The following is a 24,592-nucleotide window of genomic DNA, read 5'->3' on the forward strand; positions in this document are numbered from 1 at the left end:
CTCAGGTAGCCCTTCTTTTCTTATTGAATCAAGAATTTTTTATATTTTGGATTTGTTGCGACAAACTCGTGAAGTTTGTTTCCGTAATTTTCAATCCACTGAGTAACAATCCGTTCTGCCATTTCACTGCCTTTGTATTCCCTGCCAGCTCTTGCATAGGAGGTTTCAAAATCATCCCATAATAACTCCACCCATGTACGTGCTTGTTCGTAGCTTAGCTGTCCGTTTTTAACCATTAACAACTTAATTAATCTTTCATGGTATTCATTCATCAACAACACCTCTTTTACCATTTTCTTTTAAAATAACCTGCAATCAATAAGCCAATACTAACGGTACGTGGTTAGCACTTGGAATATGATGCTTTTCACGTTTTTCTCATTCCCTAACTGGAGGTACAGCATGAGAAATAAGGCCACTAATTTCCCAAATCAAAATGATAACAAACTTGAGGGAGAGCCGCGCGCTAAAGCAGAATATGCTTCCACAAGAGCAGACGGCAGCATCAATACTCACCCGCAAGAACGTATGCGGGCTTCCGGCGAGCGCGATGACGAATCACCGCAAGCTGTCTGGAAATAAAGAAGAGCTACAGCGCCATAAACAGACGCTGTAGCTTGCAAAAACCTCAAAGAACAACAGACAGACCAGAGATATGCCTCTGGTTTGTCTTATAAGTCTTCTTGCCACGTGTTGTTTTATTTTAACGGTGTTAAAACCGAGATAGGCAGTGCCTCTTCCTTACCGTCGCTCTTTAATCGGTAGCCCCAAGCAAAAACCCCGTTCATATAATCAATTTTAAAATATTGTCCAGGATCTCCTTCAATTTGATAAATTTCACCTGGTTTAAACGAATCAGGATCCATCATATAAGCTCGTGCCATTTGGACTTTTCTTTCTAGGACAGCAAATTCATTCACCATTCCCATTTGCTCAGCCTTTCTTGCTTTTTCCTTTAGCTCTGCAATTTCTTGCCGTAATGCAAACTCAGTCATATCACTGTAGCGTTTGTCCTGTTGCATACATACACTTCCCTTAACTCTTTATTTTTCGTCTTTCTCAGCTATAAAACGCTCAATTAAATCCATTGTAAAGCCTTTACGGTATAGTGCTTGTTTTATTTTTTGCTGATACTCAAACCCCTCAAGATGAGAATACTTCCTATGGACCTTCTCCCCTTGAAATCTAACAGCTTCCATTTCTTCATCTTCACCCTGTTTCGGTACCTCTGTCTCATTAAGAGCAAAGTTTATCACTTCATAGGAGTACCCTTTTCTTAACAGGAGCTGTTCAAGCTTTTGTTGTTGGACCTTAAGAGAGACCTTGGCATTTTTTTGATAATATTTTTCCGAAATTTTAATTGCCTTTTCCATCTGCTGCTCAAGCGGAAATTCCTCAAGCGCCTGGATAAGAATTCCCTCTGCCACTCCTTTTTCCTTTATTTCCTTTTTAATTACATTAGGACCTTTATCTGTTGTATTTGCTTGCGTCCTGACGTAAGCTACAGCATATTCTTGATCATTAATATAATGTTGAGTGGTTAACTTATGAATAACCTCTTTAATAATAGGCTCGTCCACTTCTTTTTGAACAAGGTAATCCACGATTTCCTTTTCCGACCTCATTCTTCTAGCCAAATAATTTATAGCCAGACTATAAGCCTTGCGGATGTCATCTTGGAATTGTATTTCTAAGAAGGAAAAGTCATCGAGCTCCATTCCCTTTTTAAGTTTAAATTTAATTAATACATCACTGTCGACACTAAAAGCAAATTCCTCACCTTTACCTTTGCCATAATCCATAAATACGTTAAACCGGTCTTGGTTCTTCTGCTGTGTGGTGATTTTTGTAATAATGGCCATATCCTTCACCTCAAAATTACTTTACCATACGGAAGAAGTATTTTTTTAAAATATATTGCAAAAACCCGTATCTTTTTTTTCTAAAAGGTAAAAATGGAAATAAGTACATATTTAGTTTTATGATTTTGCACTTAGGCTTTCAGTTTTAACAAAAAGGTTGAAAGGAATGAGCACAATGGGTGGAAAGAAAAAGAAGGACAGTAGAGACGGAGGAAAATTTTCTTTAACAAGCATGCAAGAGGTCCGCTATCAGCGAGATTTTAAGATGGCTGACCGTGCGGCTGGTTTTACAGACAAAAAGACTCGGATCTAAGAAAACATTCAAAGATTAAATATAAAATTTTTCCATTAATGGACTCCTTTCAGAATGTAAAAACTATCTTTGAGAGCATTTGCTGCTCTCTTTAGTTTAATTTGAAAGGGGTTTTTTAAATGGGTCGCGCACAAGGACAAAAGCACAATAAAGGGTCACTTCCACAAGTTCCTAAAAACTTAAAAACAGATGGAAAAGATGTCGAGTATTCTTCAGAGTTAGCAGATCACGCTGATCTTGAGGCACAGGCACGCGCTAATGCTGCTAATCAACGTGTGAAAAATCGAAAGTAAAATAACCTCTTAATTAAAAAATAGAGAAGCAGGGCTGCCCTGCTTCTTAAATTAAAGTTGATTTCTGATTTGATACTACCGATTGAAAATCATCCATATACCCAACTAGGTCCCCCCACCCTATTAGGTCGTCATCATCAATCTTCCAAGTATGGTTTTCTGAGTCATGGCGAATAACTGCAAAATCAAAACGATCGGTTGAAAAGATGTTAAAAGCCAATTTTTTACATTGATCAATAAAAAAGTAATCCTCAGCACGATTTACTTTTTCAAAACGGATATAATAAAATAGATTTTTTCTAAACATCAGGGTTGCACCTGCTACTGTATCAGACATAGTATTTTCCGCTCCCTGAACATGAATAAGTGCCTTTTTATTTTTAAAATATATATAAATCGAGTTTTTACCAACAATCGAGATATTTGGATCCTCAAAGACCAACAGTGCATTTTTAATATAATCAGGTCCGTAATAATCATCATCGTCAAATTTAGCTATAATATCATAGCTGGAGTTCAAAACCCCAAAATTTAAACAATCGCCTAAAGTGACATTTTCATACAATTGAAACACTTGGACATTCGGATAGTTCTTTGCCTTTTTAATCCAACGATCAATGTCCATTGAATTTTTATTCAAAATAATAATTAACTCCTTTTCTTTCCATGTTTGTTGCTGATAGTTATTAAAAATATTATCCATGCATTCATCTCTTATTGTACAAGTAATAATGGAAACCACTTTTTCCACTCCTCTCATTGGTTTATGAGTTTATCACCAGTGCCAAAAACTTGGTTAAATTCGGATAGCTATTAAGGGTTTCAATTTGTTTCATATCGTTTTTAAGACTTTCTCTAGCCTTTGAACTATAGCCTGCAGCACCTAAGATATTAATATGACGAATGTCGACTTCTAGCATAAGAATAATGGTCTCAAGGATAGCAATGAATTTTTCTCTGAAGCGTTGAAATTGTTCTGGATTTGTTTGTAGAAGCAGTTTATATTCCTTTAAAACATTATTCATGGTTAGCATATCTGTCATTCTAGCAATCTCTAACGCTAAAATTAACACATCTACTTCATGGTGTTTTAAACAGAATAAACCAAAGTTTCCTACTGCCTCTTTCCACTTTGCCTCCCCAACAGGATGCTCTTGGTGGTATGTGGTCAATTTATTGCTTACTATATATTTTGCACCCATTTGATGTAATCTGTATCCTAATTCCCAATCCTCATAACCGTAATGGTAAAACTCTTCATCAAACATCCCGGCCTGAATTATAAGCTCCTTCCGTATGGACATATTCCCTGTTAGAAATGCCATCCATGGAAACATGAACCCTTCTAATTCTTCGTTGAAATTACTGATGATTCCTTGAAACCATGGGTACGCACGATACGATATTTCTTTGAAGGTTCCCTGAACTATATCGTCTTTTTCGATTAGTGGATACGACGTTTCAAGAGGAAATTTACAATCTTGGAATCTCTCATATATTTTTTGATTCTTTTTTGCTAAGTTTTCGAGCTTTTTCATGATTCGGTCGGAGAATTCTGGGAAAATACATGAATATAACGCTTTTGCATACATTGCCCCTGTTACAATAAGATTTTGGGAATTTTGGTGATAGTTAAAGTGATTCGCGACAAAGTCAGGTTCAGTAATCATTTCTGCATCAAGGAAAATAAGAATGCTCCCCCTTGCAGCTTGAATGCCTAAATTTCTAACCCTAGCTCTACCGAGTTTTTTTGTGTTGCGAATATAATTAAACTGAAAGGGAGGATGGTAGTTTTTTAATGCTTCTTCTGTTTGATCAGTAGATGCATCGTTAATAAAGATTACTTCCATCTTTCTAGTGTTAAAGGTTTGATACTCGAGGGAGTAAAGGGTAAATAAATTTAGTGGATACTTATTTTGTGATGGAATGATAATACTGACTTCAATCTCATGATTCGTATCATCCTGTGAGATTTTACTTGTACCTTTTTCTGAAATTTGGTCAGTATCGTTTTTTCGTTTTCTTATACTTTTTGACCACTTAAATTCGCCGCCCCAGCTTTTTTCACCAGTGCCGTCTCTTAATCTTTCCTGTTCCAAGGAATCAGAGAACAATGGATTACTTCTATTCGTTATAGACTTTGCTGTCATACGGACCTCTTCACTTCCTTTTAGATTATACTAGTCCATTTGGTCTTTATAGGATATGAGGGACAATCGTATCTGACTAAACTTATACCTAATTTAATGGTTTCTGTGCACTTTTTTGTTAACACGAATGTAAATGGTAAAAAAAAAAGAGCCGTGGGCTCTTTTTGTATAAAGGTGATAATGTTTAATTATTCTATAAAGCTACTCTTGCCGATATTTGCTCTTTTTCATATTCTCCTATAATCGGAAAAAAAATAAGTTCATTATTTTGTGTCGAGAGCGCCTCAATTTCTCCCTTTTTCCCTTTTGCAATCCATGTTCCATCTTCAACATGTTCAATCAATTTAATCGAAGGGTCAATTGCATTATTAAACAATCCAGCTAATAACCAATTTTCTTCTTTTTGCTCAAGGTCGGAAATAGCGGTATTGGTTTCACTTGTTGATAAGAGCCCTTGGCTTTCAGGCCGGTTCTGACAGACGTAGACTAAATCTTCAATAACCGCACTTGCTGTGGGATACATCCCTGCACCTGGTCCTTGTAGTGTTATTTGACCGACAATATCCGAAGAAATGTTTACTGCATTCTGAACCCCTTCGACATGATATAAAGGATGCTCATTTCCAACAAGGACTGGTTTAACAGATACCTTTAGTTGATGACTCGATTTGCTTATACTGGCAATATGTTTAAACCTAAGTCCAAGCCTTTCGGCAGTGTCGATTAATTCTCTTGTGATTGAAGTAATCCCTACCCTTTCAACTGCATGCCAATTTGGTTCTTCACCAAAGGCAAGTCTGCTTAAAATCATGGCTTTATAAAAGGCATCAAAGCCTTCTACATCATTTGTCGGGTTGGCCTCAGCAAAGCCGTTTTCTTGTGCTGCTCGTAAAGCTTGGGCAAAAGAAAGCTTCTTCTCTCGCATTTCCGTTAAAATGAAATTCGATGTTCCATTTAAAATACCTTGAACTTGCTGAACACGATTTACATTTAATAATTGTCTTAATGTTTGAATAACCGGAATTCCTCCAGCTACAGTGGCTTCATATCCAACAGAGACATGATGCTCTTTTGCAAGTTCAAGCAGTTCTTGTCCATAGTGTGCGAACATTTCCTTATTTGCTGTAATAATATGACAGCCACGCTCAATGGCTTTCTTTAAAAATATGTATGTTGGGTCTTTATCAACAATGGCTTCGACAACAACATCAAGCTGTGGCAAATTTAGTATATCCGTAAATTCTGTTGTAACTAATACATCTTTGTTAATGTCCCGCTCCTTTTGCTTGTTCTTGATTAGTATGGCAGCCACCTCTACCTTCTTGCCTAAAACGGCTGTCAGTTCTTCCGCATGTGATTGAATCGTTCGATAAAACCCTTCACCAACAGTCCCAAACCCGAGGATTGCCACTTTAATTACAGACATGTTGATCCACCCTTCTTATTATATTTGCATGATCTTTATCAGTTTTTCTAATAAATGAAGAAAAGCCCTCTTATAAGAAGAGGGCTAATTCCTCCTCTTATCTTTCAGGCTAAATAACCTGCAGGAATTAGCACCTTTTCAAGGAATACCTTGATGGTTGCCGGGCTTCATCGGGCCTAGTCCCTCCGCCTCTCTGGATAAGAGTTATATTTTATTTTCATTTAAATTACCAAGTTAAGTTATAAAAAATATTCTAGTTTAATTATTATTAAATGTCAATATATTCTTTTAATTCGATTATTTGATGAACAAAAGCACAAGCGCCTTGAACAGCCCCGACAAGCATAAGAAGCTCAGGGAAAGAAGGCGTTCTTTGCCTTCATTCCCTGAGTGGCTGTAGACCATCGAGGGGCTAGGCGCTGGAGCTGGACGTTGAGAGTCCTTTTATTAACAGTTATCCAAAAGCGAAAATTTTATAATTTCCTAAACGAAAATAAAAACCCGCCGTTTGGCGAGCCTTAAAATTATCATGGTTATCTTTGAAGTTTTCCCTGTGCAAGGCGTATTTGATTTTCCACTTGTTCTGGGGCGGTGCCGCCAAAGCTGTTTCTAACCGCGACTACATGCTCAGGAGCCAATACCTTGTATATATCTTCTTCAAATAAAGGACTAAAGCTTTGATATTCTTCAAAACTTAAATCAAGTAAAAACTTATTGGCTTGAATTGAATATAAGACTATTTTCCCAATCACTTCGTGTGCCTCACGGAATGGCAAGCCCTTTCTAACCAAATAATCAGCAATATCCGTTGCATTGGAAAAATCATTATTGATCGCCTTTCGCATCACATCTTTGTTGACAGTCATCGACTCAATCATTGGAGCTAACAGCTTTAATGACCCTTCAAGAGTCTCTACCGTATCAAACATGCCTTCTTTATCTTCTTGTAAATCTTTATTATAAGCAAGCGGCAAGCCTTTAAGTACGGTTAACAATCCAATTAAGTTGCCGTAAGCCCTTCCTGTTTTACCACGAAGTAATTCTGGTACATCCGGGTTTTTCTTTTGAGGCATGATACTTGAACCTGTACAGAATGAATCATCAAGTTCAACAAACTGGAATTCTTGGCTGGACCAAATGACTAATTCCTCAGAAAATCTTGAAATATGTGTCATAATAATAGACCCAATCGATAAAAATTCCAAAATAAAATCACGGTCACTCACTGCATCCATACTATTTGGATATATGGTTTCAAAGCCTAATATTTCTGCGACTCGTTCACGATTGATTGGAAATGTTGTCCCTGCTAGTGCTCCGGAACCTAGTGGCAGCCAATTAACTCGTTTAAGTGAATCCATAAGTCTCTCTTTATCACGTTCAAACATCCAAAAATAAGCCATTAGGTGATGTGCAAAGGAAACTGGCTGGGCCCGCTGCAAGTGTGTGTACCCTGGAATTAATGTGTGAATGTTCTCTTTTGCCTGCCCAATTAATGCCTGTTGGACATCTTCAATTAACTTAATTAGTTCAGTCGTTTTAGTTCTTAAGTATAGATGCATATCAGTAGCTACTTGGTCATTGCGGCTGCGCCCTGTATGAAGCTTGCCGCCTACAGGTCCGATTTTTTCAATTAAGAGCTTTTCAATATTCATATGAATATCTTCATCTTCAACTAAAAACTCAACTTCGTTAGCATCCACCATTTTCTTTATAGCAAGAAGGCCGTCCTTTATTTTACTAGCATCTTCCATCGGAATAATCCCGCATTCTCCCAGCATTTGAACATGCGCCATACTTCCGGCAATATCTTCTTTCGCTAACTTTTGATCAAAGGAAATTGATGCTGTAAATTCTTCAACGAGCTTATTGGTTTCTTTCGTAAAACGGCCGCCCCATAACTTCGACATTACTGTTCCTCCTTAAATAAGAAAAGCGCAAGCGCCTTGGTCAGCCCCGACAAGCACAAGACAAGCCGGCCGAAAGGTTGCTTTTTAACCTTTTGGACGGATTGACTTGTGACCTCGAGGGGCTAGGCGCTGGAGCTAGACAATTCTCAAAGTCAATTTCTATATTATCTTATCTACAAATAAAGAAGAGAGCCCCCGAAAATGGATTCGAGGGCAATCCGGATTATTATTTTAAAATCGTTTCTTTGTTATTTACTTCAGAATACACCTTAGTTGGCAGCCCCCAAAGCTTGATAAAGCCAACAGCGGCATTATGATCAAAAGCATCTCCTTTAGCATAGGTTGCTAATTCTTCATTGTAAAGGCTGTGTGGTGATTTACGTCCAACCACTGTATGAGTTCCTTTAAACAATTTAACACGGATTGTACCAGAAACTACCTTTTGTGTCTCATCAATAAAAGCATCAAGTGCTGGTTTAATCGGTGAGTACCAAAGACCTTCATAAATAATCTTCGCCATTTGCTGTTCAACCTGTGTCTTAAATTGGGTAACCTCACGAGTTAGCGTTAAAAACTCTAATTCCTTATGAGCATTAATTAAAATTAATGCAGCAGGGTTTTCGTACACTTCTCTAGATTTAATCCCTACTAATCTATTTTCAATATGGTCGATACGGCCTACTCCATGCTTACCGCCAAGCGTATTAAGTGTTTCAATAAGCTGAACAAGTGGAAGCTTTTCGCCATTCAGTGCAACTGGAACCCCTTGTTCAAATTCGATTTCAATATATTCAGGTGCATCTGGTGTCAATTCAATTGGATTAGTCCAGTCAAATGCTGCTTCCGGAGCTTCTGCCCAGGGATCTTCGAGAACTCCTGCCTCGCAGGCACGTCCCCAGATATTGGCATCAATAGAAAATGGATTGTCTAAATTTACTGGAATAGGAATCCCGTTTTCTTCCGCGTATTTAATTTCCTCGTCACGGGTCATTCCCCACTCACGAACAGGTGCAACCACTTTTAAACTAGGATTTAATGCTTGGATGGATACCTCAAAGCGGACTTGGTCATTCCCTTTACCTGTACAACCGTGGGCAACAGCCATTGCTCCTTCTTTTTCCGCAACTTCTACCAATAATTTAGAAATAAGCGGTCTTGATAGAGCTGACGATAACGGGTATTTACCTTCATATAAACAATTAGCCTTTAAAGCTGGTAAAATATATTCTTTTGCTAACAATTCTTTTGCATCTATCATATACGCTTTCGAAGCGCCAACTTTTAATGCTTTATTTTTAATAGCTTCTAAGTCTTTACCTTCACCGACATCTAAACCCAACGCAATTACATCATAACCGTACTTTTCTTGGATCCATTTTACTGATACAGATGTATCTAAACCGCCTGAGTATGCTAATACAATCTTTTCCTTAGTCATTTTTATCTTAACTCTCCTTGAATACTTTATGGATTTTTATTCATTCGATAGAATGATTATACAACACATCTCATAAAAAAGGAACCCATTATGATAGTAAAAGTTTTAAAATTGCTTTTTGAGCATGTAAACGGTTTTCAGCCTCATCGAATACAACTGAATGTGGTCCATCAATAATCTCACTCGTAACCTCTTCACCACGGTGTGCCGGTAAACAATGTAAAAAGATAAAATCGTTATTAGCATGGCTGCATAATTCCTCATTGACTTGAAAGCCTTGGAATGCTTTTAAACGGATGGCAGTTTCCTCTTCCTGCCCCATGCTGGTCCAAACATCTGTGACAACCACATCAGCATTCTTTATCGCTTCATAAGGATCATTTGTAATCGTAACCGCGCTTCCCGTTTCCTTGCCAGCTTGGATGGCTCTTTCAGTAATTTCCTCATTAGGCAGATAGCCCGCAGGACTTGCAATACTGATATTCATCCCGACTTTTACGGCCCCTTCCATTAGAGAATGAGCCATATTATTATTTCCATCACCAATATAACAAAGCTTTAAGCCTGCCAACTTCCCTTTATGCTCAAGGATAGTTAGCAGATCTGCAAGCACCTGGGTTGGGTGCTGCAGGTCTGTTAATCCATTAATGACAGGTACTGTGGCATGAGAGGCTAACTCTTCAACAGACTCATGCGAAAATGTTCGAATCATAATTCCATCAATATAACGGGACAATACCTTCGCGGTATCAGAAATGCTCTCGCCGCGGCCGAGCTGAATATCCCTTGAACTTAAAAAGATTGCATGTCCTCCTAACTGCAGCATCCCTACTTCAAAGGAAACCCTTGTTCGAGTCGAGGATTTTTCAAAAATCATGCCCAATACCTTCCCGCTTAAGAATGGATGGGGTTTACCTTGTTTTTGCATTCTTTTTAATTCAACTGCTTCATCTAGCAAACAAAGGACTTGATCGGTGCTGTAATCAGCTAGCTGTAAAAAATCAATACCTTTAAATGTTTGTTTATTGCTGATGCTTTTTCCGTCCGTATTAATTGCTTCTAACATGAACGGCACCTTCTTTCTCATATTTGTAATACTCACTAACCGTCCTTACTTCATATTCAGCCCCAAACTTCTTTTGTACGCCTAATGTGGTTTCAATAGTATCTAGATGTGTGAACACCGGTACTTTATAGCGGACTGCATACTCACGTAAATGGAAACCAAATTTATTTTTATTTCGACCTTGATTCGGTATATTAATAACGGCCAGAATTGGTTTATTTCGGAAGATATTATTTAAATCTTTTTCGTCTTGAACCACTATTTCTACAGAGAGACCATTGGACTTTAGAAATTCAGCCGTTCCTTCTGTAGCCGCAAGCTTGTAATCTTCTTTTACTAGTTCCTTTAAAATAGCAAGACTATCCGTTTTTTCTCTATCTGAAATCGAACATAGCAGATACCCTTCTCCCTTAGTTCCATTGATTAAAGGGACAGATTTTTGAAGTGCTGCCTGATAGTTAGTGCCAATTCCGAGTACTTCTCCTGTGGACTTCATTTCCGGTCCGAGTACATGATCGACTCCTTTAAGCTTACTAGAAGAAAAGACAGGAGATTTTACTGAAAAGTAATCGGGTTCGGCAAGTAACCCTAAATCTTGACTCAATTCCGTTAAGGATTCACCTAATTGAACACGTGTGGCCCACTCGATCATCGGAACGCCAGTGACCTTACTAATAATCGGCACTGTACGGGATGAACGCGGATTTACCTCCAGAACATAAACAGTTTCATCATAGATAACAAATTGGATATTCATGATACCAATAACAGGAGCAGATTTTGCGATTCTGCCTGCATAATCTATTAATGTTCCTTTTATTTTGCTAGATAAAGAGATTGGCGGAAAAACTGTAATACTATCACCGGAATGAACCCCTGCTTTTTCAATATGTTCAAAAATACCGGGTACGACAATATTTCCCCCATCACAGATGACATCAATTTCACATTCCAGCCCTGGTAAGAACTTATCAACTAATAATGGCCACATTTCAGCATGTGAATTTTCTTCAAGCTGGTTAATGTACTGTACTAGCTCTTGTTCAGAATAAATCGTAAACATGGACTGGCCGCCAATTACATAGGATGGACGAACAAGCACTGGGTAGCCCAAAGCGTTAGCCGCTTCTATCAATTCATCAGGCTGCGAAACTGTTTTTCCTTCAATGTGAGGAATCGCTAATTCATCCAGGAGTTGATAAAATTCCTTACGATCCTCTAAGCGGTCAACATTTTTAACTGTTGTTCCTAAAATCTTAATTCCTTCTTCTTCTAAATCATGAGCAAGATTGATAGCAGTTTGACCGCCAAACTGGATTAACACGCCATCTACTTTTTCTTTTTCAATTACATGTAAGACATCTTCAGCAGCGAGCGGTTCAAAATACAAGCTGTCGGCAACCGAATAATCTGTACTTACAGTTTCAGGATTGTTATTAATTACAACAGCTTCAAAACCTTTTTTCTTGAGAGCTTTAGCCGCGTGAACAGAACAATAATCAAATTCGATTCCTTGACCAATACGAATTGGACCAGAACCAATGACAAGAATTTTTTTCTTATCTGTGATTTCTACCTCATCACTACCATGCCATGTAGAATAATAGTAAGGTGTAATGGCATCAAATTCAGCAGAACAAGTATCAACCATTTTGTACCCCGGCTTCCACTGTAGTTCTTTCCACTTGTGTCTTACTTGTTTTTCCGGGATCTCATAAATTTGCGCTAATAACTTATCGGCCACATTATTTCTTTTGGCTCTTTTAAGCAGGTCGACTGGAACGGTACTCCATTGATAGGATGCTAGTTCCTTTTCTAACGCAACGATTGAGCTAATTTTGTGTAAAAACCACGGGTCAATCTCTGTCAGCTGTTGTACTTTTTCAAGAGTGAACTCTCTTCTAAACGCTTCCGCGATGACAAATAATCGTTTATCATTTGCTACACGAAGCAATTCAATTAAAGAGGATTCTTCTAATGACTCATAAGCTGTTTGACATAGACCATAAACATTCATTTCCATAGAGCGAATCGCTTTGTTTAAAGCACCTTCAAATGTTCGGTCGATTGCCATAACTTCCCCTGTTGCTTTCATTTGTGTTCCCAATGTCCGGTCTGCTTCAGGGAATTTGTCAAATGGAAAGCGGGGCAGTTTCACCACAATATAATCAATCGCTGGCTCAAAAGAAGCAAACGTATTACCTGTTATCGGGTTCACAATCTCATCAAGATGATAACCAATCGCACACTTTGCCGCCATCCTTGCGATCGGGTATCCTGTTGCCTTTGAAGCAAGCGCCGATGAACGGCTTACCCTTGGATTAACCTCGATAATATAGTATTGATTGGATTCCGGGTGAAGCGCAAACTGAATATTACATCCACCGATAATCTTTAACTCTCTTATTACTTTAATAGAAACGTCACGCAGCATTTGATATTGAACATCTGTTAATGTTTGTGATGGGGCGACAACAATGGAATCTCCAGTATGAACTCCAACGGGATCCATATTTTCCATATTACAAACAATGATGCACGTATCATTTGCATCTCTCATGACCTCATATTCAATTTCTTTCCAGCCTTTAATGCTTTTTTCAACTAAGACTTGGTGAATTGGGCTTGCGGCTAAACCTTTTTTTAGCACAAGTTCAAGTTCCTCATCGTTATAAGCGAATCCTCCACCCTCTCCTCCAAGTGTATAGGCTGGGCGGATGATGACAGGAAAACCGATTTTTTGAACAAACTGAACGCCTTCTTCGTAACTATGAATGATTTCAGATTCTGGGATTGGTTCACCAATTTTCAACATTAAGTTACGGAACTTCTCGCGATCCTCACCATTCTTAATGGATGCAACCGAAGTCCCTAAAAGTTCAACATTGTATTTTTCTAAAATTTTCTGTTCAAATAGCTCAACGGTTAAATTTAATCCTGTTTGACCGCCAAGTGTACCTATGACTCCATCAGGACGTTCTTTTTGGATAATTTTCTCAATTGTTTCTACATTTAAAGGTTCAATATATACTTTATCGGCAACTGCCTCATCAGTCATAATCGTGGCCGGGTTGTTATTAATAAGAACAACTTCAATTCCCTCTTCTTTTAAGGCGATACACGCCTGTGTTCCGGCATAGTCAAATTCTGCTGCCTGCCCTATTACAATCGGGCCTGAACCAATGACGAGTACTTTTTTTTGATTTTTATTTAACGGCATAAATGTTCTCTCCCAATGATGCGATCTGACTCACAAAATCTTTAAAAATATAATCCGTGTCGCTTGGTCCGGGATGTGCTTCCGGATGAAATTGAACGGTTTGAATTGGATACAATTTATGTTGCAATCCTTCTATCGATTGGTCATTTATATTTCGGTAGGTAACATTAAATACCTTTTGATCAATGCTCTCATCAAGGACAACATAGCTATGATTTTGAGCGGTTATTTTCACCTTACCGGTTGTCAATTCCTTAACCGGATGGTTTCCGCCCCTGTGTCCATAAGCAAGTTTTGTAGTTTTTGCCCCATATGACAATGCAATTAGCTGATGGCCAAGGCATATTCCAAGTGTTGGGAAGGCCTGGGTAATTTTTTTAATTTCCGGGAACCATGCTTTTAACTGCATGGGGTCTCCAGGTCCATTACTTAATAAAATACCATCCGGATTTAAGGATTTTATTTTTTCGAATGTAGTTGTGTAAGGGACAATGGTTACTGAACAGTTTTCCTCTAAAAGCGCATGAAGGATAGACTTTTTATATCCAAAATCCATTAGCACGACGTGAGGCCCATTATTCTTGAAATATTGAATCTTATTCGTAGATACTTTTTCTACCCACATCGTTACTTTTTGATCGCTAGGCAATTTGATTCCCTTTTCTTTACCTAGATAGGCTTTTACTGTTCCACGGCTGCGAATAGTTTTGACAAGCCGTCTTGTATCTACCTCGGCAAGCCCGGCAACCCCTGCATTTTTCAGCTTTTCTGAAAATTTATTTATGGACTGATAATGACTAGGTGTTTCACATAAATCACCTATTACTACTCCTGCTAAGGCAGGAGAAATACTTTCATCATCTAATGCATTAATCCCATAGTTTCCTATAATTGGATAACAGAAAGTGATAATCTGTCCGGCATAGGATGGATCTGTGATGATTTCCTGATATCCGGTCATACTTGTATTAAAAACGACCTCTCCGAGAGAGTCTTTCTCTGCACCTATTAGTACACCTTCAAAAACTTCTCCTGTTTCCAAAGTAAGATAACCCTTTTCCAAAATATTCACACGCCTTTCTCTATACTTTGGAATGTTTCTTCCAACGCTACAGTAAATTCATCAATCTCCGCTTTTGTTACGGTTAATGGCGGTAAGATTCGAACGACATTCGGTCCGGCAGTTAAGATTAAAAGATGGTTGGCAATCGCTTTTTGCACGATTTCCAAAGCATTAATCTCCACCACTAATCCTTTTAGAAGGCCTTTACCGCGAATCTCATTTATGAAAGAATGCTTCTCTTTTAATTGTAGGAGCTGCTGGTCGAGATAATTTACCGTTTCCTTAACATCTTCCAACAGATTACTCTCCATAATATGGGTCACTGTGGCAAGCCCCGCTGCTGTTGCCAAGGGGTTTCCGCCAAAAGTACTGCCATGGCTGCCGGGTTCAAACCCTTTTGCTGCCTCTTCTTTAGCAATAATGGCTCCAATTGGAAAACCAGAACCCAGCCCTTTTGCGATACTTATCACATCTGGTTCGATAGAATATTGCTCATAGGCAAATAATGTTCCCGTTCTGCCTATTCCTGTTTGGATTTCATCCACCATCAGGAGGATCTCATTTTCCTTACAGATTTGTGCTAGTTTTGTCACCCATTCTTGATTTGCCGGAATAACTCCGCCTTCACCTTGAACCAATTCTAGTAAAACTGCTGCAGGTTTAAGGGTGATAAGCTGATCTAACGCTTCCTCGTCATTAAATGGCAGGTAGCTGAATCCAGGCATTAGCGGTGCAAAGCCCTGTTGGATTTTTTCTTGTCCTGTTGCAGTTAAAGTAGCTAAAGTTCTTCCATGAAAGGATTGTTGAAAGGTAACCACTTCTGAAGAACTGTTTCCTTTTATTTTATTAGCGTATCGTCTTGCCAGTTTAATAGCAGCTTCGTTCGCTTCCGCACCACTGTTGCAGAAAAAGACCTGATCGCCGCAGCTATTAGCTGTTAGTAAGGCAGCAAGCTGCGCTTGATTAGGAATGTTATATAAATTTGAACAATGCCACAGGTTTTGCAATTGTTCCTCTAGCTTTTCCTTAACTGGATCAGGCACATGCCCTAAGTTACATGTGGCTATTCCTGAAGTGAAATCTAAGAATTGATTCTCCTGGTCGTCCCACACGTAACTACCTTTTCCCTTTACTAATGTGACAGGAAAACGGCTGTATGTGGCCATTACTGGTGTGGTTAGGGAGACGGATGTATTGTTAACCATTAGGCTATCTCCTCTTCTAAGACAATTTTTGTACCGACGCATTTGCCGTTTGAGTAGTCTAACAGACTATTTTTCTCAAACCCATTAATGATTCCTACTTCTGGGATGTTGTGAACAAGACCGTCAATCGCAGCTTTGACCTTTGGAATCATTCCTCCATAAATGGTTTGCTCTTGGATCATTTGTTCAATTATGGTCTTTGAGACTTTATCAAGCTTTGTTTTCACCCCATTGTTGTCGACTAAGATTCCCGGAATATCACTGATAAAGCAAAGGTTTGCTTCTAATGCCTTGGCAATCGCTGAGGCAGCAATATCACCATTTATATTGTAACGCTGCCCACCGGCATCAATTCCTACAGGAGAAATAACTGGGATAAAACCTTGGTTTATAATGCCTTTGATGATGCTGTGATTTACTTCTACCACTTCTCCAACAAAACCTAAGGTTTTTGCATCAGCTGTTGGCGCAGCCTTTAGTAATCCACCGTCCACGCCGCTAATACCAACAGCGTTTCCACTTACTTCTACAAGGTTTCTAACCACTTGTTTATTGACCGACCCACTTAAAACCATTTCGACTACGTCTAACACTTGATGGTCAGTTACTCTTAATCCATTCACAAATTTGGTTTCAACGTGTAAGCTTTTTAGTAAAGATGTAATTAATGGCCCCCCGCCATGAACAATAATGGGCGTCCACTCACTAGATGTATGCATTTTTACGATATCTTCATAAAATGATCTTGGCAGATTTTCTAACACACTTCCGCCACACTTAATGACTAAATATTTCATTTTTGTCCTCCCTTAAGTGCGGTAGGATGCATTAATTTTCACATAATCGTAAGTAAGATCGCATCCCCAGGCAGTGGCACTGTAGTCACCTTGATTTAAGTTAACATATATAACAACGTTCTCTTGTTCTAAGTAGCTTTTTACTTCTTCTTCAACAATTGGGCACGGTAAGCCCTTCTCAAACACTTTATATTGACCGATCGAAACCTCTAATAAATTAGGTTCAATTGGTACACCACTGTATCCAGCCGCTGTGACAATTCGTCCCCAGTTAGGGTCTGTTCCATAGATAGCTGTTTTAACGAGATTAGAAGAAATGATTGATTTGCCGACAGTTTTAGCTGCATCTGTGCTGAAAGCTCCACTTACTTGGATTTCAACAAGCTTTGTTGCACCTTCACCATCTCTAGCAATCTTTTTGGCAAGTTCCTTACAGACGATTTCTAATCCATCTACAAAACAATCCCAGTCTGGATGGTCTTTTGTTAGCTGTTCATTGCCCGCTAATCCGTTTGCCATAACCAGTACCATATCATTAGTACTTGTATCACCATCGACCGTAATCATGTTAAAAGTTTGATTAGTTACATCCTTAAGAGCTGCTAATAAGTCCTCTTGGGCTATGTTTGCATCGGTTGTTACAAAGCCGAGCATGGTGGCCATATTCGGATGAATCATCCCGGAGCCTTTTGCAGCACCACCGATTGATATGGTCTTTCCATCTATTGTTAATTGAACACCAATTTGTTTGATACAAGTATCAGTTGTTAATATAGCTTGTTTAAAATTTTCCTCTTGTTCATATTCCGATTGGAGGATTTGTTTTATTCCCGTATTTATACAATCCATTGGAAGCAATTCACCTATTACTCCCGTTGACGTAACTGCCACAAGATGCTGTTGTACGCCTAACTCGTCTGCGAATTTTTTTTGCATCTCTGTCGCATCAAGTAAACCCTGCTCGCCTGTACAGGCATTTGCGTTACCAGAGTTTACAAGTATTGCTTGGATTTTATTTTCTTTTGCTATACTTTCTTGGGTTACGATTAGTGGCGCAGCTTGAAAAATATTAGTCGTATAAACTCCCGCTACTGCGGCTGGGACTTCTGATACGATATACCCTAAATCAAGGCGCTTCTTCTTAATTCCGCAATGCATACCGCCCGCTTTATACCCCTTTGGTAAGGTTACACTCTCATTTCCAAGTATAACGATTTTGTTGGTTGATGTGGCTTGTGTCACTTTTCTTTTCCCCCTTAAGATTCCCTTGGCGTTTAACCGGGCTATTTAACTAGTAAATTATTAGTTTTAACTTATGGATATATTGGTAAATCAGTGAGCCCAGTTTGATCGTCCCAGCCATTCATTAGATTGGCGTTTTGAATCGCTTGACCTGCAGCCCCTTTTACTAAATTGTCGATAACTGAGATGACAGTTAACCGATTAGTCCGTTCATCTACATGCAAGCCAATATCGCAAAAGTTTGATCCCATAACTTCTTTTGTTGCGGGTATATTTCCTTCCGGGCGTACTCTTATAAAATGAGATTCTTGATAAAATTGTTTATATAAATCAATAATTTTTTGGGTTGAAATTTTTTCTTTTAGATTCACATACATCGTGCACATGATTCCCCTTGTCATTGGAACAAGATGTGTAGTAAAGGTAACGGTAATAGGATTACCACTCTCATCCGACAATACTTGTTCTATTTCAGGGATATGTTGATGTTTTCCTAATTTATAAGCTTTAGTATTTTCATTAATCTCTGAGTAATGGGAAGTTAATGACAAGCCTCTTCCCGCACCAGATACTCCTGATTTAGCATCAATAATAATGGATTTTTCATCTGCTAATTTTGATTTAAGTATGGGTAAAAGACCAAGATTGGTTGCTGTTGGATAGCAGCCGGGATTAGCTATTAAAGTTGACTGCCTGATTTCCTCTTTATAGATCTCACTCAAACCGTAGACTGCCTGTTTTAAGTACATCTCTTCCGGTGATGAGTGTTTATACCAATTCTCGTACTCTTCAGACGACCTCAGCCGGAAATCTCCCGATAGGTCAATACACTTGATTCTTTTTTCAAGCAGCTGTGGTACCAGTTTGCTGCTTACACCTGAAGGGGTAGCGAGAAAAACAATGTCATTTTCTTCACTTAATCTATTAGCATTAAATGTTTCTAGCTGTTGAACAACAACGTCGGAAAGATGTGGATACACATCACTAAAATTAACCCCAGCTTGGGAGTTGGATACAACTGAACCAATCTCTAAGTATGGGTGCTTATTAATTAACCTGACTAACTCAATTGATCCATAACCTGTTCCACCGATAATTGCAGCTTTCATTTCTTCCACTCCCAAGTCGCTTTTATAATGTATTATTATACATACCATTATATAATTATTCAATAGTTAATTAGCCTAATTTTTTATTTTTACTGAAAATTACCGTATTTATTTTTGCAAACGCTTACATTAACCTTTGTAAGATTATACATTTCCTATGCAAAAAAAAAAGCTCCTGAGATGCACAGGAACTTCATGGGATTAACTACCAAATATTAATTTATAGGCTTGTATGGAGCAAATTCAATACGCTTCGCAATTCCTTAACCGCTACCTGTCCCGGTGCAGAAGCCTTCTTAGCAGCTCCAAAAGTAAGGGCCGATCCGAATAATTCTCCAGCTAAGCGGCTGATAACTCCCTTTCCTGCCATAGACATAGTAATAATCGGTCTGTCAGCATACTGTTCATTCATAGTAGTGGTTGCATCCAACAATGTAAGTACATCAGCCGTACTAGTTGGCATTACAGCTATCTTCGGCAGATCTCCACCTAGTTCTTGTGCTTTACATAAACGTGAGATAATCTCCTCTTTTGCAGGAGTAGCATGAAAATCATGATTAGAAATAATCACATAAACATTACGTGCATGTGCTGCTTCTATTAATGCTTTAACATCATTTTCTTCATTAAATAACTCAACATCGACGATATCGGCTAGGCCAGTTTCAGCGATAGCTTTATTTAGTTCAAAATAGAAAGCGGTGCTCACCTCTTTTTCTCCGCCCTCTTTAGCACTACGGAAAGTAAAAACAAGAGGGGTCTCTGTGAGGATTCCTCGAATCTTACTTAAAGCCTCTTTTACCTTTTCAATTTGTTCGACATCCTCAAAGAAATCGACACGCCACTCTACTACATCCAAATCAAGTGTGTTTAAATAGTTTGCTTCCTCTATTAGTTGAGCTAAGCTTGTCCCTACCATCGGAACACAAATTTTAGGAGCACCTTCCCCAATTGTAATACCTCTGACTGTAATTGTTTTCTTCATTTTTCCACAGTCCTTTACTATTTTTTAAACAAAAGTTCGTGAGGTTATTACGGTTACTTTTCACCATATAATTCCCAGGCTAATTTTAATGACTCTACAATATACTCCGCTATATCTTCAACATCTTGATTATCAGTTGATACAACAGAATGGTGATCAGCGTAGATCTCCTGACGCTTATAGAACAGTTCTTCAATTTCTTTTAAGGACTTTCCTTTTAAAACAGGCCGGCTGTCAATAATAAGGCTTATTCGCTCCTTCCAATTTTCCCAAGATAAATCAAGGAAAATGACCAGGCAATTTTCTAAACAAACCTGTTTGATCTCTTCTTGTAGAAATGCCCCGCCGCCAAGAGAAATAACCTTCATTTTCTTTTTGCACAAATCGGTAATTACACTTTTTTCCTTTTCACGAAATGCCTTTTCTCCAATCTTATTAAAGATTTGTGACGTTGGCATACCGTACTCTTTTTCTATCTCCGCATCAATATCGATAAAATCTCGATAGAGTTTTTTTGCGACAGCTTTACCGATAGTAGTTTTTCCTACACCCATAAACCCTATAAAAACTATACTCATTTCTTTTAAAGAAACTCCCCGATATACCAATATATAATTTCCCCCTCAAGGATATGAATTGTATAATCACTTTTTCTGAAATATGTGACATTATCTTGTCATAATTATAATAGTTCCCTCTATAGAAAAACAATATTTATGTGAGTATTTGAGCATATTACACCTAAAAAAATCAAAAGAAAAAGACCCCTGCTGGAGTCTCCAGTTCAAACACCTTAGTTCTTCATCTTCGGGTCAAGGACATCCCTTAGTCCATCTCCCATTAGATTAAATCCCAGCACTGTCAGCATAATAGCGATTCCAGGAAAAAACAATGTCCATGGAGCCTGGGTAATATAATTTTTTGAATCTGCCAGCATCTTTCCCCACTCTGGTGTTGGCGCCTGTGCCCCCATTCCGAGAAAACCCAGTGCTGCCGCTTCGATTATAGATGTGGCAATCGCTAAAGTTGCTTGGACAATGACTGGTGAAATACTGTTAGGGAGAATATGACGTAAGAGAATTCGTGTGTCCTTCATCCCCACTGCTCGGGCTGCCATAATGTATTCTTCTTGCTTAACACTTAACACCTTAGATCGGACAAGCCGGCCAAAGTTCGGAATATTAATAACAGCAATGGCAATTAATGCGTTTTGTAAAGATGGTCCAAGGATTGCCACAACCGCTATGGCTAATAGAATACTAGGGAAGGCAAGCATAATATCAAAAATACGCGAGATAAGCGAATCAATCCAGCGGCCATAATATCCCGCGACAATTCCTAAAATGGTCCCAAATACGACAGATCCAAGGACCGAAAAAAATCCCACCCATAAAGATATTCTTGCCCCGTATACAATTCGTGAGAAAATGTCACGGCCAAAATCATCTGTGCCGAACCAATGATCACTTGAAGGAGGGAGCATTCGATCTGTTAGCACTTGCTCTTTAAAACTATAGGGGGCAATGATCGGTGCTAAAATGGCAATCATGATAAAAAATCCTACAATCCCCAAGCCAGCCAGGGCTAATCGATTTTTATAAAATGATATCCATGCTTCCTTCCAAGGAGGCAACAGCTTTTCTTCAACAAATACAGGCTCAATATTAGCTGCTTTTTTTACAAGTTCCGCCACTTAAAAATCCCCCTCCTTTATTTCGTGTATTTAATTCTTGGATCAACAAAGACGTACAATAAATCCACAATTAAATTAATAAGGACAAAAATGGCAGCAATTAATAAAATGCCTGACTGAATCACTGGATAATCACGATAGCCGATCGCATCATATAAATATCGGCCAATTCCTGGCCAGCCAAAAATTGTTTCTGTTAGGATGGCTCCCCCCAATAGCAGGCCTGTTTGCAATCCGATAATCGTCAGTACTGGGATAATCGCATTTTTTAAAGAATGCTTATAAACCACCCAAAACATACTTAGCCCCTTTGCCCTTGCAGTACGGATATAATCTGATTTCATCACTTCTAGCATCGTGGCACGTGTCATTCTTGCAATTATTGCCATGGGAATGGTGGCCAGTGCCATGCTAGGCAGTATCAAATGTTTGAGAACAACGATAAATTGGTCAAATCTTCCTTGTAATAACGTATCTATTAAATATAGATTGGTAATGGCTGATACGGGATCTCTAACATTCTCTCTACCTGTGGTTGGAAGCCAGCCTAAATGTATGGAGAATACCCATTGTTCCATTAAACCAAGCCAAAATATCGGCAGTGATACCCCAATCAAGGCAAGTACCATTGCCACATAATCAAACCATGATCTCGAGAACCAGGCACTAACAATCCCTGCATTTACTCCCATAATAACGGCTATAAACATTGCAACAATTGTTAATTCCGCTGTGGCTGCAAGGTAAGACCAAATTTCTTCATTAATAGGACCTCTTGTCCTCAGCGAAACCCCTAGATCTCCATGAATTAATGCATTAATATAATCTACGTATTGTATGTACCATGGGCGGTCTAATCCTAATTCCTTTGTTAGGGTAGCAATCGATTCTGCAGTTGCCCTTTGACCTAGAATGACTTGTGCTGGATTACCGGGAATGGCATGGATAATAGCAAAAACAACTAGTGTCATTCCAATTAAAACAGGTATTAGAGAAAACACGCGGCGGACTGTGTACGTAAACAAGTTTTTCACCTCTTTTGAGAATGAATTTTAAGTTTCCAAAAGGGAGGGAAAATCCCTCCCCTTTGTTCCAAGATAAGAAATTATTACATCACTTTAAAAATTGACCAGCTCCAGTGCCCAGCGACTAGTGTACTTCGCTAAACGGGCGCTTGCGCTTTTCTTATTATTTAAACTCAACCTTCGTCAGTGCTTCTGAACCTGTTGGATGCGGCAAGTAATTAACTACGTCTTTCCCTGCTGCTAACAATGGTGTTGAGTGTACAAGCGGAACCCAAGGAGCATCATCATGGATGATTACTTGTGCCTGCTCATAAAGGGCATTACGTTTAGCTTGATCCGTTTCTGTCTGCGCCTTAATTAAGATATCGTGCAATTGGTCATTGCTATAATAAGAATAGTTATTGCTTCCAATGCTGTCTTTATCAAGCAAGGTGTATAAGAAGTTATCAGGATCTCCATTGTCACCCGTCCAGCCAAGCATGAACATATCAAACTCACCTTTGGCTGCTTTATCTAAATAAGTTGCCCAGTCAACAGACTGGATCTTCGCTTTGACACCAATTTTACTTAAGCTTTCTTGAATCACTTCTGCCACCTTTTGAGCTTCCGGCATGTATGGACGAGCTACAGGCATAGCCCAAAGGTCAGTTTCGAATCCTTTTTCATAACCCGCTTCTTTTAATAATTGTTTTGCTTTCTCTAAGTCATATGGGTATGGCTCAACGGACTTATTATAGCCCTCAATCGAAGGTGGAATTGGATTAACAGCTTCAAGTGCCTTTCCCCCATAAAATGCATCGATGATCGACTTTTTATCAATTGCATAATTGATAGCTTGACGAACGAGCTTGTTATCAAATGGTTTACGAGTGGTTGTTAAACCAATATAACCCACGTTCATAGACGGTCGTTCAATCACTTGAAGATTAGTATTTGCTTTAACAGTGGCCTCGTCTGAGTTGTTTAGGCCATCCATTACATCAATTTCGCCATTGGCAAGAGCATTAAGACGTGCTGTATTTTCAGGAATGACACGGAAAATCACTTTGTTTAACTTAGGGTAGCCTTTTTGCCAGTAGTCTGGGTTTTTCTCAAGCGTAATCGTATCGTTTTCTTTCCACTCCACGAATTTAAATGGTCCTGTACCAACAGGATGCTGTCTAAATTTATCACCGTACTTTTTAACTGCCTCAGGGCTGGCAATTCCAAACGGAGACATGGCTAGGTTCTTTAAAAATGGTGCTTGAGGTCTTGTCAATACAAATTGTACAGTATGCTCATCAACCGCTTTAACTTCTTTAATCACATGTCCTTTTTCCCCTTTATAACCGCCAAACATCGTATAGTAAGGGAAGCTGTCTGCATTTCCATTCATCCAGCGGTCAAAGTTAAAAACTACTGCCTCTGCATTAAAATCGGTCCCATCATGAAATTTAACTCCTTGCCGAAGCTTAAAGGTATAAGTTAACCCATCAGGAGTAACTTCCCATGATTCAGCAAGTCCAGGATGGATGGTAGTATCCTGGTCGCCATATTGGATTAAGGTTTCAAAAATGTTTTCCGTCACTTTAAATGTTTCACCTTCCGTCGAGGTGATGGGGTCTAGTGATGTAGAATCTCCTCCACGGCCGTAGACTAGTGTGTCCTTTTTTGCTGCACTTCCAGAAACAGGATCTTTCTTGCCTCCTGTTGCTTCATTTGTTTTACTGTTGCAGCCAGCCAAAAACATGCTGATGGCTAACAGAGAAATCAACAACAGTATAAAAGGTTTTTTCTTCATAAAAGTTTGTTACCC

23 protein-coding genes and 1 riboswitch are annotated in these 24,592 nt (G+C 38.8%); of the genes, 3 read left to right on the top strand and 20 right to left on the bottom strand.

The genetic code is table 11. The annotated features are described in order from the left end of the window. Positions 1-20 precede the first annotated feature (20 nt). Positions 21-272 carry a YfhJ family protein gene (locus tag AAHB15_RS05100; protein WP_144567360.1) on the bottom strand — a complete coding sequence of 84 codons (252 nt, stop codon included), beginning with the start codon at positions 270-272 and terminating at the stop codon, positions 21-23. 130 nt (positions 273-402) lie between these two features. Here AAHB15_RS05100 and AAHB15_RS05105 point away from each other — a divergent pair, with 130 nt between their 5' ends. Beyond that, complete coding sequence (locus tag AAHB15_RS05105) at positions 403-582, top strand: small, acid-soluble spore protein K (protein ID WP_098527988.1); 180 nt, start codon at positions 403-405, stop codon at positions 580-582. Positions 583-698: 116 nt separating this feature from the next. Here AAHB15_RS05105 and AAHB15_RS05110 read toward each other — a convergent pair whose 3' ends face one another. Further along, the gene (locus tag AAHB15_RS05110; RefSeq protein WP_342041899.1) at positions 699-1,022 is read right to left on the bottom strand and encodes a YfhH family protein; all 324 of its coding nucleotides are present in this window, start codon (positions 1,020-1,022) and stop codon (positions 699-701) included. Positions 1,023-1,043: 21 nt separating this feature from the next. Then, positions 1,044-1,862: a recombination regulator RecX gene (gene recX, locus AAHB15_RS05115; protein ID WP_342041900.1), complete on the bottom strand. Its 819-nt coding sequence runs from the start codon at positions 1,860-1,862 to the stop codon at positions 1,044-1,046. A 166-nt stretch (positions 1,863-2,028) separates the two neighbouring features. Here recX and AAHB15_RS05120 point away from each other — a divergent pair, with 166 nt between their 5' ends. Beyond that, positions 2,029-2,175 (top strand): YfhE family protein, encoded by a 147-nt coding sequence (locus AAHB15_RS05120; protein ID WP_396897377.1) that lies wholly within the window; start codon positions 2,029-2,031, stop codon positions 2,173-2,175. A 119-nt stretch (positions 2,176-2,294) separates the two neighbouring features. Further along, the gene (locus AAHB15_RS05125; RefSeq protein WP_335573680.1) at positions 2,295-2,468 is read left to right on the top strand and encodes a YfhD family protein; all 174 of its coding nucleotides are present in this window, start codon (positions 2,295-2,297) and stop codon (positions 2,466-2,468) included. A gap of 46 nt (positions 2,469-2,514) precedes the next feature. Here AAHB15_RS05125 and AAHB15_RS05130 read toward each other — a convergent pair whose 3' ends face one another. The 17 genes from AAHB15_RS05130 to AAHB15_RS05210 all read right to left on the bottom strand — a co-directional run bounded on the left by AAHB15_RS05130 (position 2,515) and on the right by AAHB15_RS05210 (position 24,577). Continuing rightward, positions 2,515-3,171 (bottom strand): glycosyltransferase, encoded by a 657-nt coding sequence (locus AAHB15_RS05130; protein WP_342041901.1) that lies wholly within the window; start codon positions 3,169-3,171, stop codon positions 2,515-2,517. A 61-nt stretch (positions 3,172-3,232) separates the two neighbouring features. Next, positions 3,233-4,618, bottom strand: a complete 1,386-nt coding sequence (locus AAHB15_RS05135) for a glycosyltransferase family 2 protein (protein ID WP_342041902.1) — start codon at positions 4,616-4,618, stop codon at positions 3,233-3,235. Between the two features lie 193 nt (positions 4,619-4,811). After that, positions 4,812-6,044, bottom strand: coding sequence for a homoserine dehydrogenase (locus tag AAHB15_RS05140; protein ID WP_342041903.1), 1,233 nt, complete (start codon positions 6,042-6,044; stop codon positions 4,812-4,814). A 94-nt stretch (positions 6,045-6,138) separates the two neighbouring features. Further along, a riboswitch (SAM riboswitch) is annotated at positions 6,139-6,248 on the bottom strand. 329 nt (positions 6,249-6,577) lie between these two features. Next, the gene (gene argH / locus AAHB15_RS05145) at positions 6,578-7,954 is read right to left on the bottom strand and encodes an argininosuccinate lyase (RefSeq protein ID WP_144567354.1); all 1,377 of its coding nucleotides are present in this window, start codon (positions 7,952-7,954) and stop codon (positions 6,578-6,580) included. Between the two features lie 226 nt (positions 7,955-8,180). Next, a complete protein-coding gene (locus AAHB15_RS05150) occupies positions 8,181-9,392 on the bottom strand; it encodes an argininosuccinate synthase (protein ID WP_342041904.1) in 1,212 nt (403 codons plus the stop codon). A gap of 88 nt (positions 9,393-9,480) precedes the next feature. Then, positions 9,481-10,458 carry an ornithine carbamoyltransferase gene (gene argF, locus AAHB15_RS05155; RefSeq protein ID WP_335573675.1) on the bottom strand — a complete coding sequence of 326 codons (978 nt, stop codon included), beginning with the start codon at positions 10,456-10,458 and terminating at the stop codon, positions 9,481-9,483. Then, the gene (gene carB / locus AAHB15_RS05160) at positions 10,442-13,678 is read right to left on the bottom strand and encodes a carbamoyl-phosphate synthase (glutamine-hydrolyzing) large subunit (RefSeq protein WP_342041905.1); all 3,237 of its coding nucleotides are present in this window, start codon (positions 13,676-13,678) and stop codon (positions 10,442-10,444) included. Before carB ends, argF begins: the two co-directional genes overlap by 17 nt. Next, the gene (locus AAHB15_RS05165; protein ID WP_342041906.1) at positions 13,665-14,741 is read right to left on the bottom strand and encodes a carbamoyl phosphate synthase small subunit; all 1,077 of its coding nucleotides are present in this window, start codon (positions 14,739-14,741) and stop codon (positions 13,665-13,667) included. Before AAHB15_RS05165 ends, carB begins: the two co-directional genes overlap by 14 nt. Positions 14,742-14,746: 5 nt before the next feature. Beyond that, the gene (locus tag AAHB15_RS05170; RefSeq protein WP_342041907.1) at positions 14,747-15,946 is read right to left on the bottom strand and encodes an acetylornithine transaminase; all 1,200 of its coding nucleotides are present in this window, start codon (positions 15,944-15,946) and stop codon (positions 14,747-14,749) included. Beyond that, the gene (gene argB, locus AAHB15_RS05175) at positions 15,946-16,743 is read right to left on the bottom strand and encodes an acetylglutamate kinase (RefSeq protein WP_335573671.1); all 798 of its coding nucleotides are present in this window, start codon (positions 16,741-16,743) and stop codon (positions 15,946-15,948) included. The genes AAHB15_RS05170 and argB overlap by 1 nt, the downstream gene beginning before the upstream one ends. Positions 16,744-16,755: 12 nt before the next feature. Continuing rightward, positions 16,756-17,985 (bottom strand): bifunctional glutamate N-acetyltransferase/amino-acid acetyltransferase ArgJ, encoded by a 1,230-nt coding sequence (gene argJ / locus AAHB15_RS05180; protein WP_335573670.1) that lies wholly within the window; start codon positions 17,983-17,985, stop codon positions 16,756-16,758. 71 nt (positions 17,986-18,056) lie between these two features. Continuing rightward, positions 18,057-19,094, bottom strand: a complete 1,038-nt coding sequence (argC, locus tag AAHB15_RS05185) for an N-acetyl-gamma-glutamyl-phosphate reductase (protein WP_335573669.1) — start codon at positions 19,092-19,094, stop codon at positions 18,057-18,059. A gap of 220 nt (positions 19,095-19,314) precedes the next feature. Next, positions 19,315-20,079, bottom strand: a complete 765-nt coding sequence (aroD, locus tag AAHB15_RS05190; RefSeq protein ID WP_342041908.1) for a type I 3-dehydroquinate dehydratase — start codon at positions 20,077-20,079, stop codon at positions 19,315-19,317. Between the two features lie 53 nt (positions 20,080-20,132). Continuing rightward, a complete protein-coding gene (locus AAHB15_RS05195) occupies positions 20,133-20,657 on the bottom strand; it encodes a shikimate kinase (protein WP_186446599.1) in 525 nt (174 codons plus the stop codon). A gap of 215 nt (positions 20,658-20,872) precedes the next feature. Further along, a complete protein-coding gene (gene nikC / locus AAHB15_RS05200) occupies positions 20,873-21,742 on the bottom strand; it encodes a nickel transporter permease (protein WP_342042122.1) in 870 nt (289 codons plus the stop codon). A 47-nt stretch (positions 21,743-21,789) separates the two neighbouring features. After that, entirely contained in the window at positions 21,790-22,797 is a 1,008-nt protein-coding gene (locus AAHB15_RS05205; RefSeq protein WP_335573667.1) for an ABC transporter permease, read from the bottom strand. 163 nt (positions 22,798-22,960) lie between these two features. Then, positions 22,961-24,577, bottom strand: coding sequence for an ABC transporter substrate-binding protein (locus AAHB15_RS05210; RefSeq protein ID WP_335573666.1), 1,617 nt, complete (start codon positions 24,575-24,577; stop codon positions 22,961-22,963). Positions 24,578-24,592 lie beyond the last annotated feature (15 nt).

Source organism: Bacillus sp. OTU2372, assembly GCF_038440275.1.
Lineage (GTDB): Bacteria > Bacillota > Bacilli > Bacillales > Cytobacillaceae > Neobacillus > Neobacillus bataviensis_B.